Raw genomic sequence first — 16,376 nt, forward strand, 5'->3', positions numbered from 1 at the left:
CGTTGATACCAGTTCGCGTGAGGTGCGTGACCAATCCGGTGGCGGGAGTTCCAGTGCAGACTCAAGAGTTCGGTCAACGGACAGTGGCCGTCCGGCTGGAGGCGGTCGAGAAGATCTACGGCAAGGGCGACAACGAGGTAGCCGCGCTCAGAAGACTGAGCATGACCTTCGAGACCGGCAGCTTCACGGCCGTGATGGGCCCCTCGGGATCGGGCAAGAGCACCTTCCTGCACTGCGCCGCCGGCCTGGTCCAGCCCACTTCGGGCAGGGTGCTGGTCGGTGACACCGACCTCGCGGACATGGACGAGGTGCGGCTGACCAAGCTGCGCCGCGACCGGATCGGCTTCGTTTTCCAGTCGTTCAACCTGCTGCCTTCACTGACGGTCATGCAGAACATCGTGCTGCCACTGCAGTTGGCCCGTAAGCGTCCGAACAAGAGCCAGATTCTGACGGTGGTCGACCGGGTCGGTCTTGCCGACCGGCTCGACCACCTACCCGGCCGGCTCTCCGGGGGCCAGCAGCAGCGCGTGGCGATCGCACGCGCACTAGTGACCCGGCCCGCCGTGGTCTTCGCCGACGAACCGACCGGAGCACTGGACACCCGCACCGCCGCGGCCGTGCTCGGTCTGCTGCGCGAATCGGTGACCGCCGGCGGGCAGACCCTGGTCATGGTCACCCACGACCCGGTGGCCGCCTCCTATGCCGACCGTGTGGTCTTCCTCGCGGACGGCCGCTTCGTCGGCGAGATGTACCAGCCGACCGCCGAAGCCGTCGCCGCGCGGATGACTCGGCTCGGCGCCTGGGACGACGAGAAATTCGAACCCTCCTCCGCCCTGTCGGGGGGTGGCCGCTGATGTTGCTGCTGGCTCTGCGCACACTGAAATTCCGTAAGGCCGGGTTCATCGCCACCTTCGTTGCGATGTTCCTGGGCGCCGCGATCGTGATGGCCTGCGGTGGCCTGATGGAGACCGGCGTCCGGATGGCGGCCCCGCCGCAGCGCCTGGCCGGGGTGCCGATCGTGGTGACCGGTCAGCAGACCCACGGTTCCACCGCGCTGACCGAGCGCAACCGGATCGACCCGAGTGTGCTCGACATGGTCAAGGCGGTTCCCGGCGTCGGCGCCGCGATCACCGACCTGTCCTTCCCTGCGACCATGGTGGTGGGCGGCACGGCGGTCGGCGCCGGCTCGGACGGCCACAACTGGTCCAGCGCCGGGCTGACCCCCTACACGCTGACCCAGGGCGTGGCCCCGGGCAGCGGCCAGGTGGTCCTCGACTCGAAACTGGCGGCTGATTCGGGCGCCGCGGTCGGCTCCCGCGTGCGGCTGATCGTGCGCGGTGCTACCCGGGCCTTCACGGTGTCCGGCATCGCTGACCAGAGCACCGGCCGGACGATCCGGCCGAGCCTGTTCTTCTCCGACACCCAGGCACAGCAACTAGCCGGAACTCACGAACGGTTCGACTCCATCGGGATCCTGCCCGCGCCCGGCGTCAATGTCGCAGGGCTGCAGCGAGCCGTGAGTTCGGCGGTCAGCGGCAAGGCGACGGTGCTCACCGGCGAGCGGCGCGGCCTGGCCGACCTGCCGGGCGCGCTGTCCAGCCAGCAGACCGTGACCATCCTGGCGGCAGTCTTCGGCAGCTGGGCGGTCCTGATCGTGATGTTCGGTGTCGCCTCCACGCTCGGGCTCTCGCTCCAGCAGAGGGCGCACGAGATGGCCCTGCTGCGGGCGATCGGCACTACCTCCTGGCAGGTGCGCCGGATGGTTCTCGGTGAGACCGCCGTGCTGGCGGTGCTCGCCACCGTGCTGGCGATCGCTCCCGGCTTCGTCGTCGGCAAGCTGCTGTTCGGGCAGCTGACCGGCAACGGCGTGGTATCCAAGGAGATTGCCTTCCACGAGGGCTGGCTCCCGATCACGGTCGGCGCCTTCGCGGCGATCGCGGCCGCCATCGGCGCGGCGCTGTTCGCGGGGCGCAAGGCCGCGAAGACCAAGCCGGTCGCGGCGCTGGCCGACAGCACCCTGCAAGCCGGGTGGCTCACCACCACCCGCCTGCTGTTGGCACTGTTCTTCATGGTCAACGGCGTCATGCTGTCGGTCATCACGGCCACGGTGATGACCGACGGTCCCACCCTGGCAAGCACTGCGGGACCGGCCTCGGTCCTGTTCGCGATCGGCCTGGCGCTGCTCGCCCCGGGGATCATCAAGGCGATCGTGCTGGCGGTCAGTCGGCCCGTCCGCGCTTTCTCCGGGCTGTCCGGGTACATGGCGCTGCGCAACGCCACCACCGACAACGTCCGGATGGCGGGCGCGGTGGCCCCGATCGTGCTACTGATCGGCGTCGCCACCGGCACCCTGTACATGCAGTCCACCGAGGACCACGTCTCCGCCAAGAGCTACGCGAGCAACGTGCTGGCCGACTACGTGCTCAGCTCCTCGACCGGCGGCTTCGCGCCGGGCGTGGCCGGCTCGGTCCGCTCCGTCCCGGGCGTGGCCGGCACCTCCGAACTGGTCAGCTCCATCGGCTTCGTGGACTCCGTCGGCAGCGGCACCACCATGGACCTGCGCGGCGTCTCGGCCGATGGCGTCCAGCAGACCCTCGCGCTCAACTCGCTGAACGGGTCGATCGGCGACCTGAAGGGCAACACCGTGGCCCTGTCGGACAAGCAGGCGAAGGACTTCGGCGTCCGCATCGGGGACACCTTGAAGATCCACTTCGGTGACGGCACCGCCGCCGACCCGAAGGTCGTGGCCACCTATGCCGACACTCCCCAGGAGCAGTACCTGCTGCTGCCCTCCGACGTGCTGGCCCCGCACACCACCACCGGCCTGCCGACCAAGATCCTGGTCCGTGCGGACGCCAACGCCGACCTCGCCCAGGTCCAGTCCCACCTCGACAGCGTGGCGGCAGCGGTGCCCGGCACCGCGATCGCTGGCCGCTCCACGCTGACCAGCTCCAACAACCAGATCCAGCAGATCCTGGTCTCCTCGAACTACACCATCGTCGCCATGATTGTCGGCTACGCGGCGATCACTGTGATCAACACCCTGGTGGCGGTGACCCGCAAGCGCCAAGGCGAGTTCGGCCTCCAGCGCCTGACCGGCACCACCAAGGCCCAGGTGCTGGGCATGCTGAGCGTCGAAGGCGCCCTGGTCACCGCCACCGCGACCATCCTGGGCACCATCGCCTCGGCGACCACGATCGTCCCGTACAGCCTGGTGAAGGCCGACTCGGTCCTGCCGCAGGGCTCGATCGGTATCTACCTCGCGATCACCGGCGGCGCGCTCGCCCTGGTCTTCGGCGCGACTCTGCTCCCCTCCTGGCGGGGCATGCGGACTCCGCCGATCGAAACGGTCGGGTCCCCCGCCTGACGGGCACACCGAGGCCGCTCTTCATTCACCCCCGGACGGAGGAGCGGCCCCGGCGTACGGGTCAACTGTCAACGCGTCAACTCGTCACGGTCCGCTGCCTTTTGGTGACGTGGCGCCCATCAGAAAAACCCGCTAGCCTGACCAGCAGGTATGTCCTGTATGTACTTGTAGGACGGGCTCGCGGGATCGCCGCTGTCACGGATGGACAATCGCTCAGGTGTGCTTCGCTTACCGCCCTTCCTCCGACCCGTCCATCGGCCGAGCCGCGGATTCGGCGGCTCCGCCCATGTCCCGCTGGGCCATATGCCTCTGCTCAGGCCCGTGCGAGCCCCGGTGAGCATCAGGAACTGCCTGCGTGAGTTCCCCGCCCGACTCCGCAGGGCCGGCGGCGACCTGGCGGTCGGTGTGCTGATCGCGCTGGGCGCCATGCTCTCCGTCTGCCTGTTCCTGATCACCGCCTATTTCGTGATCCTCTTCGTCATCGGTATCGGCGCGGTGATGCTGCCGATCGTGACGAAGTGGGTCCGCTGGCTGTGCAACGCCAACCGGCGTGCGGCCGCCCGAGCGGGTATCCAGATCGCCGTTCCCTACCGGCCGGAGCCCAAGGAGTTCGAGAAGGACATCGTCGGCTGGATCCGCCGCTGCAAATGGATCCTGACCGATCCGGCCAGCTGGCGGGACCTGCTCTGGTTGCTGCTCAACTCGGTCGTCGGCATGATCGGTTTCCTGCCTGCCGCGGTGCTCTACTACGTCCTCGAAGGGCTTGCGCTGGCCTGCGGCCTGTGGCGGCCCGTCCTTGCCGCGCAGGGCACCGGGCGCTGGTACTTCTTCGTTCCGATCCAGAGCCCACCCACCGCCGTCCTGGCCGCGCTGACGGCAGCGGCGCTCTTCGTCGTCTGGGTCTGGTACAGCCCGGTCTTCCTCACCGCACACGCGTACTTCACCCGCCTGCTGCTCGGCCCCACCGAGCGCTCCCGGCTCACCGTCCGGGTCCAGCACCTGGCCGAGACCCGATCCGGCGCCCTGGACGCGGCCGCCGCCGAACTGCGCCGGATCGAACGCGACCTGCACGACGGCGCCCAGGCCAGGCTGGTCAGCCTCGGCATGACCCTCGGGGCGCTCGAACGCCACCTCGGCAGCGACTCGGCCGAGGCCCGCAGACTGCTGCTCGACGCCCGCACCTCCTCCATCTCGGCCCTGCGTGAGCTGCGCGACCTGGTGCGCGGCATCCACCCCCCGATCCTCGCCGAACGCGGCCTGGCCGACGCGCTGCGCGCCCTCGGCCTGGCCAGCCCGCTCCAGGTCCAGGTGACGGTGAGCATCCCGGGCGAGGTTCCGCCACCACTCGAATCGGCCCTGTACTTCGCGGTGTCCGAGCTGCTGACCAACGCCCTGAAGTACTCCGACGCCGAGCACGTCGAGCTCAGCGCCTGGCACGACGGCGCAGTGCTGCACGCCTGGGTCATCGACGACGGCCGCGGAGGTGCCGACGCCGGCAAGGGAACCGGTCTGCACGGCATTCGCCGGCGGCTGGCCACCTTCGACGGAACCCTCGACATCAGTAGCCCGCTGGGCGGTCCGACCGCAATCAAGATGGAGATACCGTGCGTGTTGTCCTCGCTGAAGACCTCTTCCTCCTGAGGCAGGGGCTGATCCAACTCCTTGACGCCTACGGCTTCGAGACCGTGGCGGCCGTCGACAACGGCCCCGACCTGCTCGAAGCCGCCGCCAGGCATCGCCCCGACATCCTGATCGTCGACGTCCGGCTGCCGCCGACCTTCACCACCGAAGGTCTCAAGGCCGCCCTACAGGCCAGGCGTGAGATCCCCAAACTCCCGATCCTCGTGCTCTCCCAGCACGTCGAGCAGATGTACGCCAGGGAGCTGCTCGCCGACGGCACCGGCGGCATCGGCTATCTGCTCAAGGACAGCGTCTTCGACAACGAGCAGTTCATCGACGCGATCCGCCGGGTCGCCGCCGGCGGTACCGCCATGGACCCCTCCGTGGTTTCCCAACTGATGGTGAGCCACGCACGCGACGAACCGCTCGGCGCACTCACGGCACGGGAGCGTGGCGTCCTGGAGCTGATGGCCGAAGGCTGCTCCAACACCGCAATCGCACAACGCCTCTTCATCACCGAGGGGGCGGCGGCCAAGCACATCTCGAACATCTTCGGCAAGCTCATGCTGACCCCGGACAGCGACAGCAACCGACGTGTCCTGGCGGTCCTCGCCTACCTCAACGCCTGAGTAGACGCTCAGGGGCGGACGAAAGATCCGTTACCCCATCAGCACCCGGGCGTCGACGATCGGTTCATCGCCGGCAAGACCACCCGGCAGCTCTCTGACGTAGCCCACGCCAGTGTCGTTGGGTCTGATAGACGCATTCACCCCCTGGTCAGCCGCTGGATCGCCGTGACAACCCGGCCCGCTCCGTCCTCGGTCGCCATGTGCTGCGCGGCACTTGCGGCGGCTTGTGTGTACGCCTGCTGCCGCACGGCTTGCTCGAGTGCGTCGGCGAGTTGTTCGGCGGTGAGCGACCGGAAGGGGATCGGGTCCGTGGCGGCGCCGAGCGCGGCAAGCCTTCCCGCCCAGAACGGCTGGTCCGCGGTCACCGGTACGGTGACCGCGGGCACTCCGGCGCGCAACGCGGCGGCCGAGGTGCCGGCCCCGGCGTGATGGACGACCGCGGCCAGCCGCGGGAACAGGAGGGCGTGCGGTACGTCCCCGATGGCCAGGACGTCGTCGCCGTCGGCCGCGAGTCCGGCACTGCCTGCCTGGAGGATGCCGCGCAGCCCTGCGCGACGCAGGGCCTGTACGGCGATCTCGCTCAGCCGTTCCCCTTCTCCGGCCGCCATGCTCCCGAAGCCGATGAGGACAGGCCGGGGACCGGCGCGAAGGAAGTCCTCCAGATCGTCGGGCAGCCGTTCCGCGGCGTCGTGGTGGGGCCACCAGTTCCCGACGACGTCCAGGCCGGCGCGCCAGTCGGAGGGGCGTGGCACCAGTGCGGTACTGAAGCCGTGCAGGATGGGCCAGTTCGCCTGTTCCTGCCGTCGGCGCATCGCGGAGGGGGTGACCGGGGGCAGCTCGAGGCGTTCACGGAGCTTGAGGACTGCCTGCGCGAAGACGCGGTCGGCCATACGGAGAGCGAAGCGTCCGGTCGCGCGGTTGCCGAGGCGGCCCAGGGAGCGGGAACTGGCGACGATGGGCGGGAAGTCGCCGGTCGGCGCGTTGGGCGTGAGGTACACACCGAGGCTCGGTATGCCCATGGCCTCGGTGACGTGCCAGCCGAGCGGGGCCGTGGTGGCCGACAGCAGGAGCAGATCCGCGCCCTTGTCCACGACATCGGCGAACCCCTGGCCCAGCTCGGTGACGAACCCGGCTGCGGCGCGCATCAGTTCGCGTTTGTCCGTGACGCCGCCGCCTGTCCGTGTATCGCCGGGAAGGCCGCGGAACTCCAGTCCGGCGTCGTCCACGAGGGGCGCGAAGGCTTCCGTGGTGGCGAGGGCGACATCGTGTCCGGCCCGGCGCAGCTCGGCGCCCAGGCCCGTGTAGGGCGCGACGTCGCCGCGCGATCCGGCCGCAGCGATCAGGATCCTCATCGGTCCTCCGTAAGTTGTTGGGCGGCCCGGGAGGGCCGGGTGTGGCTTATCGGTTCTTGCCTTCAGTGGCTTCCAAGGAGTGGCCGCCCGGTCCTCCGGGGCGCCCTGGCTGCTGATTGAGATGTGCGCGCCTTGTGCGGTCGCTGATTACGGAGATGACAGCGGGGTGTTCCTCGGGCCGATGACATGTCGTGGGATGCGAGGAGGGGCACGTGAGCGAGCGGAAGGCCCAGGTCTGGGCCGGTATCGATGCCGGCAAAGGCCATCACTGGGCGGCCGTGGTCGACGAAACCGGCGCGACGCTCTGGTCGAAGAAGGTCGACAACGACGAGTCGGCGATCCTGACCACGCTCGGCGAGATCCTCGACCTGGCGGACGAGGTTCACTGGGCGGTGGACATCTCCGGTACGGCCTCCGCGCTGCTGCTGGCCCTGCTCGCGGCCCATGGCCAGCGAGCCGTCTACGTGCCCGGCCGCACCGTGAACCGCATGTCCGGCGCCTACCGGGGAGAGGCGAAGACCGACGCCCGCGACGCCTACGTCATCGCCGAGACCGCCCGCCACCGCAGCGACTTCGCCGCCATCGACGTGCCAGCCCAGCTGGCCGCCGACCTTGCATTGCTGACGGCCCACCGTTCGGACCTGGTAGCCGACCGGGTACGGATGATCAACCGGCTCCGCGACATGCTGACCGGCGTCTTCCCCGCCCTGGAACGGGCCTTCGACTACAGCAGCCACAAGGGCGCTCTCGTTCTGCTGACCGGCTACCAGACCCCGGCCGCTATCCGCCGCCGCGGCCGGGCGAGGCTGGCTGCCTGGCTCGCCAACCGCGGCGTCCGCGGAGCCGACATGGTCGCGGCCACGGCGCTGGAGGCGGCCGACGCACAACAGACCGCACTGCCCGGCGAGGACGTTGCCGCACAGATCGTGGCCGATCTGGCCACGCAGATCCTGGCCCTGGACGACAGGCTCAAGCGGATCGACAAGCAGATCAGCGACACCTTCCGCACCCATCCGCAGGCGGAGATCATCGAGTCTCTGCCCGGTATGGGCCCGATACTCGGCGCCGAGTTCGTGGTCGCCGCCGGCGACATGTCCGCCTACGCGGACGGCGGTCACCTGGCCTCGGCGGCCGGGCTGGTACCCGTCCCGCGCGACTCCGGACGGCGGACCGGCAACCTGCACCGGCCCAAGCGATACAGCCGCCGCCTGCGCCGGGTGTTCTACCTGTCGGCGCAGACCAGCATGATGCGCGAGGGACCGAACCGGGACTTCTACCTCAAGAAGCGCGGCGAGGGCTGCAAGCACGTCCAGGCCGTCATCGCTCTGGCTCGCCGCCGGGTGGGCGTGCTGTGGGCCCTGCTGCGTGACGGACGGGTCTTCACCTCCGCCCCGCCGGTCACGCAGACGGCTTGACTTCGTCATTGAGACTCCTTGGAGTCGGTACGGCTGCCGGAGTGGCGGGCCGCGTTGGCATGGACCGCCTTGCACGTATAGGCAGCCAGGCCCGGCCGTTGTTGGGACGGTGGTACGACCAGGGCGAAGGCGCGCGGGTCGGCGAGGAAGTCGTCCGCGATGCGCCGGTGCATGTCGGGCGGGCAGGAGGTGAACCAGCGCGAGATGTGCAGACGGTGCTCTTCGGCGAGGTCCATGGCCCGCTCACCGTCGCTCGGTTCCCCCTCGTCGAAGGCCGAGAGCAGCTCCGCGCGCCAGGCGGCGGCCTCGCGCATGAGCTGTCGCCAGTCCTCCTTGGTGTGGGCGGCCGCGCGGGCCATCGCCTCGCGATGTCCCTCCGAGTGCGCCCACTTCAGCTCCGCCTCGGTGGCGTAGCTCAGGTCCATGCTGATCTCGCCGAAGACCTCGAAGCGTTCCTGGGGTGTCAGGGACACCCCGGTCTGTGCTACCTCGATGGCACTTTCCGCCACCTCGGCCAGTTGCTGCAGCCTGGCGATCTCCTCGGCCAACTGCCGTTGCCGCGCCCTGAGGTGATCCAACGCGTTGGCCTGCGGATCCTTGATGATCTCGGCGATCTCATCGAGGGGGAAACCGAGTTCGCGGTAGAACAGGATCTGCTGGAGACGAGCCAGGTCCGCGTCGCTGTAGAGGCGGTAGCCGGCATGGGTGCGTTCGCTGGGTGAGAGCAGTCCCGCCTTGTCGTAGTGGTGAAGCGTACGCACCGTCACCCCGGCGAAAGCCGAAACCTGCCCCACGGAGTAGCTCATCGACTCGCCCTTTCGTCGGCATTCAGCATCAAGCCTGACGTAAGGGGAGGGTCAACTTGCCCTCGCTGCCTAGTGCTGTGACCGGAAAGGTTCACCGGCTCCGGCAAACCTTTCCGGCCACAGCACTGGCGGGCCGGGCCAAGATCCCGTATTTCCGGGCACTCAGCGATTCGTGCGTCTACGTTGTGCGGTGACACCCAGACCAACTGCGGGAGTAGCCATGTCCGTTGACGGGCCGATCATCAACAGCAGCGTGCCGCACTCCGCACGCATCTGGAACTACTGGCTCGGCGGAAAGGACTGCTACGAGGTCGATCGGCAGGTCGGCGACCAGATCGCGAGCGCCAACCCGGCGATCCTGGACATCGCGCTGGCGCAACGGGCGTTCCTCGTCCGTGCGGTGGAGTACCTCGTCGGCGAGGCCGGCATCCGCCAGTTCCTCGACGTGGGTACCGGCTTGCCCACCGCGAACAACACCCACGAGGTCGCCCAGCGGATCGCCCCCGAGACCCGGATCGTCTACGTCGATCACGACCCGGTCGTACTGGCCCACGCCGAGGCACTGCTCACCAGCACGCCCGAAGGGGCGACGGACTACATCGACGCGGACCTGAGTGATCCCGAGGCCATCCTGGAACAGGCGGCCAAGACCCTGGACTTCACCCGGCCGGTCGCTCTGATACTCCTGGGCATCACCGCCCATGTCACCGACGACACCGTCTACGACATCGTCGGCCGTCTGCTGGACGCTCTGCCCTCCGGAAGCCACCTCGTGCTCTGCGACGACACCGAGGTACTCAACCCGCAGCAGATGCGCGAGATGATCGAGCAGTGGAACAAGGCCAGCGACAACCCTCGCATCAACCGCACCCCGGCAGAAATCGGCCGGTTCTTCGAGGGGCTGGAGCTGCTGGAGCCGGGCCTGGTCTCCGTCTCCCGGTGGCGCCCCCGTCCGTCCGGCGAGGAAGTACCGGCCGAGGTCGACGACTTCGGCGGCGTTGCGCGCAAACCGTAGCGTCGGCCTCAGCGGTCAGCCAGCGGATTCGGCAGCGGCAGGTAGTGCGCGTCGGCACCGTCCGCGCCCGTCCAGCGCAGCAGGAGGTTCGTCTTGCCGGGGAGGGTGGGCGAGGCGAGCAGGGCGGGGATCTCGGGGACCGGGTGGCGGGCCAGTTCCGCGCGGGCGGCGGGCCAGGGATTCCAGCCGGGGTGGCGTTCCGACAGCAGTGCGGCCACTTCGGTGAGGTTGTTGACGATCAGGCAGTAGACGAGCCGCTCCCAGCCCGCCTCCCGGGGCACGTCGGTCAGGAGCTTCACGCCTTCCGCGTCCCGGAACAGTGCCTGGACGGGCAGGCCGGCGGCGTCCACCGCGATCAGAGTGTTCTGCAGGTGCGCCTCCAGGACGACGCCATGCCGCTGGAACGCCTCCACGACCGGGGGGACGACCTGCCGCAGATACGCCGTCCACCATTCGGCCGGGGCGGTGACCGTGTCGAGCGGGCTGCCGTCGAAGCCCTCGGTCAGGGCCGCGGCCAGCAGCGGGGTGGCACCGGGCAGCACGTGCGGGCGCAGACCGTCACGGACCAGGACGGCCAGTTCCTCGAAGGCGAAGCCTGCCGTGCGGTAGCCGCGGTCACTCAGCCAGGCCGCCGGGCCCTGGAGTGCCGCGAACGCGGACACCGTCGCCGCGTCGGTGCGGCGCAGCCCGAGCAGGTCGTGGCGCCACAGCCGGCGGATGTCGTTGGTGATCCGCACGTCCAGGCTGAACTTGACGAAGAGGTCGTCGTCGGGGGCGTACACGGTGCGGATCGCGGCCGTCGGCCACACCGGCAACGGGGTGACGCCCAGCCGGACGAGTCGGCCGTCCTCGAACGCCTCGCTGATCTCCGGTCGGGCGGCGACCAGGTCGAGCTGCCAGGGGTGCGCGGGCAGCAGCCGGTAGCCGTGCGGGGCCGCGCCGAGCGCGTCGAGCGCCGACGTGTCACCCTCCTCGACGACCGTGTCCTCACGCACACCCAGCAGAACGAGCCGGAAACGGGCGTACACCTCCGGCGCGTAGGGCAGCCAGCTCGCGACGGGTCCGCCCCCGCGCGCCTTGGGTGCGGGGTGGTAGGGGTGCCCGGTGATCAGGGATTGCTCGGAGCGCACATACGGGTCGTCCGGAGCCGTCGAGCGGGCGCGTGCGGCCAGGATCGCGGCCACCGCGTCCCGACTGTCGAGCATCTCGCCGGGCAGTTCCAGGTTGGACAGGCCGGTGGCGCTACGCAGCTCGTCGGCCGTGAGTTTCACCAGTTCGGGGTGGGTGAGCGGCTGCCAGGCGCCGTCAGCGTACAGCTCGGGGGCGAAAGGACGGCGTCCGCCGCGCACCCGCAGCAGCCGACCGCCGGCCCTCAGACGGTGGACGCCGGTCTCGCCGGCGGGTCCGGCGGCCTCCCGGAGCAGACAGTTGAGCAGCGGTGCCGTGGCGTAGGCGTCGGCGCGGTCGGGGACGTCGTCCGTGGGGTACATGGGGTCCACGCGATCCATTCGTCCATGTGGTGCACTGGCGGCGATCAGTATGTCTTTCGTGGTCCGTCCCCACGATGCAGCACGCCGTCCGCGAGGAGCCCGACCGTGCACCACCCCCTTTCCGCAGAAGCCGCGCTGGCCGACGAGCTGCACGCCGTGCGGCCCGATCTGTCGGCGGCGTATGCGGCCGGCCTCCCCGGCGCCCGGGCCGCCGTGCTCTCGAGGGTGTGGCGGGCGCTGGCCCATGAGCCGCTGCCGTGGATCGCGCACCGGGAGCCGACGAGCGACGGGCTCACCCTTCGCCTGGCCGACGGTCGCCGTCTGCACGGCCCGCCCGCGGACCCGTACGCGACCGCCGCGTATGTCACCGAAGTGCGGCTTCAGGGGCGGGCGTACGACCGCCCGGCCGCACTGGTCAGGGCGCTCGGTGTCCCGCACGGTGACGCGTTCGCCGCCGAACTGGACCACAGTACCGCCTCGTTGGCTCTGTCGCGTGCCGCTCAGCCGGGGGACGCGCCGGAGCCGGGGGCGAGCTGGGCGTGGGAGCAGCGGGTGGTCGACGGGCACCCGTTCCACCCCAACTGCCGTGCGCGGCCGGGCTTCTCGGTGGCCGAGCAGCTCGCGTACGGACCCGAGCACCGGCCGCTGGTACGCCTGGGTCTGGTTCCGGCGGACGACGCTCTCGTACGCGGCACATGGCCGGCGTGGCTGTGGCAGGGCGGCCGGCCGCTGATCCCGGTCCATCCCTGGCAGACGGCGCACGTGCTCGGCGTACCGACGCAGGACGGCCCGCTCGCCCGTCCGTTGATGTCCTTGCGGACGCTGGCGCTGCCCGAGGCCGGCCCGCATGTGAAGACCGCGGTCAGTGCGCGGCTGACGTCCTCCGTACGGGACATCTCCGTCTACTCGGTCGAGACGTCGGCGACGGTGTCCGGCTTCGTGGAGTCGCTCGCCGCGCGCACGGACGGCCTCCTGTCCGTCACTCGCACCGTGGGGGCGATCAGCGCCCACTCCCCCGATCTCGCGGCGGTGATAAGAGAGTCGCCCGAGACCTACGCGGACACGGCGGCCGGTGAACGGGTCGTCCCGGTGGCGGCTCTGCCGCTCACCGGCCTGACCGCGTCCCCCGCCTGGCTCGCCGGGTTCACACGTCTGGCCCTCACCGTCGGCCTGCGGTTGCTGGACCTGGGCGTCGCCCTGGAGGCGCATGGCCAGAACCTCCTGGTGGTGCTCTCGCCCACAGGCGACCCGCTGCGGCTGGTCTACCGCGACCTCGCCGACATCCGGGTGAGCCCGGCCCGGCTGGCCCGCCACGGCATCAAGGCCCCGGAGCTGTCCGGAAGGATCGTCACGGACGACGAAACCGCCCTGCGCCGCAAGTTGTTCGGCTCGCTGGTGGCGGGTGCACTGGCCTCGACGGCGGGGTCGGCGCCCGTGCTGCGGACCGCGCTGCGGGACGCCGTCCGGGATCTGCCGCACACGCCTGACCTGCCCCGATTGCGCGAATATCCGTTGCCGACCAAGGCTTTGACACTGATGCGGCTGTCCCCGCAGCGGACCGGGGACCTGTGGACGCGGCTGCCGAATCCGTTCGTCGCGCAGGCCGACTCCTTTGATCGATGAGGTCGTTTTGAAGCGCACCCCCTCTGATCAATAGGATCCGTCGATGATCACAAGAAAACGGCTGGGGGCGGGAGTCTGCGCTCTGCTCGCCGCCCTGGCGGCCGGGATCGCCGTACCGGCCGGCGCCGTCGCCGACGAGCCGACATCCCAGGACGCACCCAAGGTCGATCTCGTCCTCGATGTCAGCGGTTCGATGAAGACGCGGGACATCGACGGCGGTTCACGCATGGACGCGGCGAAGCAGGCCTTCAACGAGGTGGTGGACGCGACCCCGGAGATGGTGGAACTCGGCATCCGCACGCTGGGCGCCAACTACCCGGGCGAGGACCGCAAGACGGGCTGCAAGGACACCGCGCAGCTGTACGAGGTCGGGCCGCTGAACCGGGAGCAGGCCAAATCGGCCGTGGCGACCCTGCAGCCCACCGGCTGGACGCCGATCGGCCCCGCCCTGCTGAAGGCGGCGGACGACCTCGACGGCGGCACGGGTACGCGTCGCATCGTCCTCATCAGCGACGGCGAGGACACCTGCGGCCCGCTGGACCCGTGTGAGGTGGCCCGGGAAATCGCGGCCAAGGGCGTCGGGCTGACCATCGACACGCTGGGCCTCGTCCCGAACGCCAAGCTGAACAGGCAGCTGAGCTGCATCGCCGAGTCGACCGGCGGAACGTACACGTCGGTCCGGCACAAGGAGGAACTCTCCGACAAGGTCAACCAGTTGGTGGACCGTACGGCCGACAAGGTGGTGACGCCGGTCGCCGTCGACGGCACCGACCGGTGCGAGTCCGCGCCCACCGTGAAGTCGGGGCTGTACACGGACCGCGAGGTGTTCGGTCAGCACCGCTTCTACCGCGTGGACGTGAAGCCCGGTCAGGAGTTGCGCGCGTCGGTGAGCGTCTCCAACGACCGGCCGGTGAACCCCGACTACGGCGTGTCCCTGAGGGCGTTCACCCTGCACGGACGGGAGATCGTACGCGGTGAGGCCACGGGTACGGGCCGCACGGACGTACTGTCGACAGGTCTGCGCTACCCGAAGGCCGAGAGCGACGACGAGAACGCGCCCGCGGAGACGGTGTGCCTCCAGGTCGCCAACTCCTTCTCCCCGGCGGCCGGAGTGAAGACGACGCCCGGTTTGCCGCTGGAGCTGACGGTCGATGTCGTCGACGGTCCCGACCAGGCGAGCGACGTGGCCTCCTTCGGTCTCGGGCGCGGCTGGTGGCTGCTCGGCGCGCTCGTGCTGACCGGCTTCCTCGGGGGTCTGGTGTGGGGCTGGCTGTCGCGCTGGCGGTTCGCGGTCTGGAGGACCAACTGATGCGTATCAGAAACGTGTTGACGAGCGCGCTCCTGCTGCTGGGAGTCGCCGCGTCCCCGGCCGTCGCCGACTCCTCGCCCTCGGCGAGCCCGTCCGATGACAGCTCCGCGCCCACCTCGGCGGGTACCTCGTTCCGTACCGCGACGGAGATCGAGCAGGGGCAGCAGGCCACGGCGAACGCCTCGACGGGCGACTACCTGTACTGGTCCTTCCCCGCGGACGCCGGGCAGCGGCCCACCGTGAAGGCCACCGTGAAGCTGCCCTCCTCGGCCCGTAGTGGGACGCAGACCTGGCAGCTCGACGTGTACGACGGGCTGCGGCGCCGTCAGGCGTGCCAGTACGGGTCGCAGACCCGTACGGCCGCCCAGGACGTGGCCTCCGTGGACCTGGCCTGCACTCTGCGCACGGTCCGCGCCTGGTCGGAGCCCTGGGCCAACGACCCGCTGCCGGGCACGTACTACATCCGGCTGACCGTCGTGAACCTGGGCACAGCCGACCTCGGACAGCCGGTGAACGCCGAGGTCCAGGTCGACTCCAAGGAGATCGGCGGCTCGGCGGCGGTGGACGGTTCGCTGGCCCAGCCGCTGGTGCCGGGCATAGCGCTCACCGCGCAGGAGTCCTCCGAGGAGGACAAGCCCACGCTGTCCTCGCTGAAGCCCGACGGCGGCTGGACCTCCGGCTGGTGGTCCGACCGCTGGGTGTGGACCGGGATCGGCGGCCTGCTCGCGGCGCTCGCCGGCATCGGCGGGTACACGCTGACGCGCGGCTCGGGCCGCCCGTCACGGGTGCCGCCGGGCGTCTGAGAACCGGGAGGAAGCCCGGAGACGCCCGGATGATCCCGGGATGAAACCTGCGGAGGCCCGCCGCGCCCTCTCGGCGTGGGGGGCCTCCGGCCACCGTTCACCGAAGACGAGCTGGAGCACCCCCGCCTCGCCGTCACCCCCCGGCAGTGGGCCGCCTTCGTCTCGTACGCTATGGATCACTGATGAACTGACCGGCGCAGCCGATCGTGCGGATGCCGTCCGGAGGTGTCTCCGTACGAAGGGGACAGAAAGGGTACGGCGATGGGTGATCTGCTCCTCGTGCGGCATGGTGAGACCGAGTGGTCGTTGTCCGGGCGGCACACGGGATGGACCGACATCCCGCTGACCGACAACGGCCGTGAGCAGGCGCGCCGGCTGGCCCCGCTGATCGCCCGGCACAGCATCGCGGCGGCGTTCGTCAGCCCGATGCAGCGGGCTCAGGAGACGGCGCGGCTGGCGGGGGTCGGTGGGGCGCGCGTCGACGCGGATCTGTCCGAGTGGGACTACGGCGGGTACGAGGGGGTCACGACCGTCGAGATCCACCGGACCCAGCCGGACTGGTTCCTGTTCACCGACGGTGTGGTGCCCGGTCCGCCCGAGCACCCCGGGGAGAGCCCGGACGAGGTCGGGCAGCGCGCGGAGCGCATGCTCGCCAAGATCGACGCGGCACTCGCCGAGGCGGAGGGCAGCGTGGTGGTCGTCTCGCACGGGCACTTCCTGCGGGTACTGGCCGCGCGGCGGCTCGGGATGCCCGTGTCGGCCGGGGCCCTGTTCCAGCTCTCCACGGGGACGATGAGCCGCTTGAGCACGGAGCACCGCCGCCATGTGGTGGCCGGCTGGAATGTCAGACCCGACACGTACTGTTCCCATGGGTCCCTCTCAGAAGGGGAAGCGGGCCTCGACGGGGAGTGACCGGCGCTCACGCGCGCCGGCCCTCCGTGGGAAGG

Annotated in this window: 13 protein-coding genes; 10 read left to right on the forward strand and 3 right to left on the reverse strand. The window is 70.1% G+C overall.

What is annotated here, in order from left to right; all coding sequences use genetic code 11:
• The first annotated feature begins 53 nt into the window (after positions 1–53).
• The 4 genes from ACWDEX_RS16825 to ACWDEX_RS16840 all read left to right on the forward strand — a co-directional run bounded on the left by ACWDEX_RS16825 (position 54) and on the right by ACWDEX_RS16840 (position 5,616).
• The gene (locus tag ACWDEX_RS16825; RefSeq protein ID WP_450464182.1) at positions 54–854 is read left to right on the forward strand and encodes an ABC transporter ATP-binding protein; all 801 of its coding nucleotides are present in this window, start codon (positions 54–56) and stop codon (positions 852–854) included.
• Positions 854–3,367 (forward strand): ABC transporter permease, encoded by a 2,514-nt coding sequence (locus tag ACWDEX_RS16830; protein WP_450464183.1) that lies wholly within the window; start codon positions 854–856, stop codon positions 3,365–3,367. Before ACWDEX_RS16825 ends, ACWDEX_RS16830 begins: the two co-directional genes overlap by 1 nt.
• A gap of 333 nt (positions 3,368–3,700) precedes the next feature.
• On the forward strand, positions 3,701–5,008 hold the full coding sequence (locus tag ACWDEX_RS16835) for a sensor domain-containing protein (protein ID WP_450464184.1): 1,308 nt from the start codon (positions 3,701–3,703) through the stop codon (positions 5,006–5,008).
• Positions 4,972–5,616, forward strand: coding sequence for a response regulator (locus ACWDEX_RS16840; RefSeq protein WP_450464186.1), 645 nt, complete (start codon positions 4,972–4,974; stop codon positions 5,614–5,616). The genes ACWDEX_RS16835 and ACWDEX_RS16840 overlap by 37 nt, the downstream gene beginning before the upstream one ends.
• Positions 5,617–5,753: 137 nt before the next feature.
• On the opposite strand, the gene ACWDEX_RS16845 is transcribed toward ACWDEX_RS16840, so the two are convergent.
• Positions 5,754–6,968, reverse strand: a complete 1,215-nt coding sequence (locus ACWDEX_RS16845; protein ID WP_450464188.1) for a glycosyltransferase — start codon at positions 6,966–6,968, stop codon at positions 5,754–5,756.
• A 212-nt stretch (positions 6,969–7,180) separates the two neighbouring features.
• Between ACWDEX_RS16845 and ACWDEX_RS16850 the strand changes: the two genes are divergently transcribed.
• Positions 7,181–8,383 (forward strand): IS110 family transposase, encoded by a 1,203-nt coding sequence (locus tag ACWDEX_RS16850; RefSeq protein WP_450464189.1) that lies wholly within the window; start codon positions 7,181–7,183, stop codon positions 8,381–8,383.
• 5 nt (positions 8,384–8,388) lie between these two features.
• On the opposite strand, the gene ACWDEX_RS16855 is transcribed toward ACWDEX_RS16850, so the two are convergent.
• Positions 8,389–9,189 (reverse strand): MerR family transcriptional regulator, encoded by an 801-nt coding sequence (locus tag ACWDEX_RS16855; protein ID WP_450464190.1) that lies wholly within the window; start codon positions 9,187–9,189, stop codon positions 8,389–8,391.
• Between the two features lie 220 nt (positions 9,190–9,409).
• On the opposite strand from ACWDEX_RS16855, the gene ACWDEX_RS16860 reads away from it, so the two are divergent.
• Positions 9,410–10,204, forward strand: a complete 795-nt coding sequence (locus ACWDEX_RS16860) for an SAM-dependent methyltransferase (protein WP_450464191.1) — start codon at positions 9,410–9,412, stop codon at positions 10,202–10,204.
• A gap of 8 nt (positions 10,205–10,212) precedes the next feature.
• Here the strand turns inward: ACWDEX_RS16860 and ACWDEX_RS16865 are convergent, their stop codons facing one another.
• Complete coding sequence (locus tag ACWDEX_RS16865; protein WP_450464192.1) at positions 10,213–11,712, reverse strand: IucA/IucC family protein; 1,500 nt, start codon at positions 11,710–11,712, stop codon at positions 10,213–10,215.
• Between the two features lie 87 nt (positions 11,713–11,799).
• Here ACWDEX_RS16865 and ACWDEX_RS16870 point away from each other — a divergent pair, with 87 nt between their 5' ends.
• The 4 genes from ACWDEX_RS16870 (at position 11,800) to ACWDEX_RS16885 (ending at position 16,341) form a co-directional block, all read left to right on the forward strand.
• A complete protein-coding gene (locus tag ACWDEX_RS16870; protein ID WP_450464193.1) occupies positions 11,800–13,317 on the forward strand; it encodes an IucA/IucC family protein in 1,518 nt (505 codons plus the stop codon).
• Between the two features lie 43 nt (positions 13,318–13,360).
• Entirely contained in the window at positions 13,361–14,626 is a 1,266-nt protein-coding gene (locus ACWDEX_RS16875) for a VWA domain-containing protein (protein WP_450464194.1), read from the forward strand.
• Positions 14,626–15,429, forward strand: coding sequence for a hypothetical protein (locus ACWDEX_RS16880; protein WP_450464195.1), 804 nt, complete (start codon positions 14,626–14,628; stop codon positions 15,427–15,429). Before ACWDEX_RS16875 ends, ACWDEX_RS16880 begins: the two co-directional genes overlap by 1 nt.
• Positions 15,430–15,690: 261 nt before the next feature.
• On the forward strand, positions 15,691–16,341 hold the full coding sequence (locus ACWDEX_RS16885) for a histidine phosphatase family protein (RefSeq protein ID WP_450464196.1): 651 nt from the start codon (positions 15,691–15,693) through the stop codon (positions 16,339–16,341).
• Positions 16,342–16,376: the final 35 nt, after the last annotated feature.

The organism is Streptomyces sp. NPDC001020 (assembly GCF_053599115.1).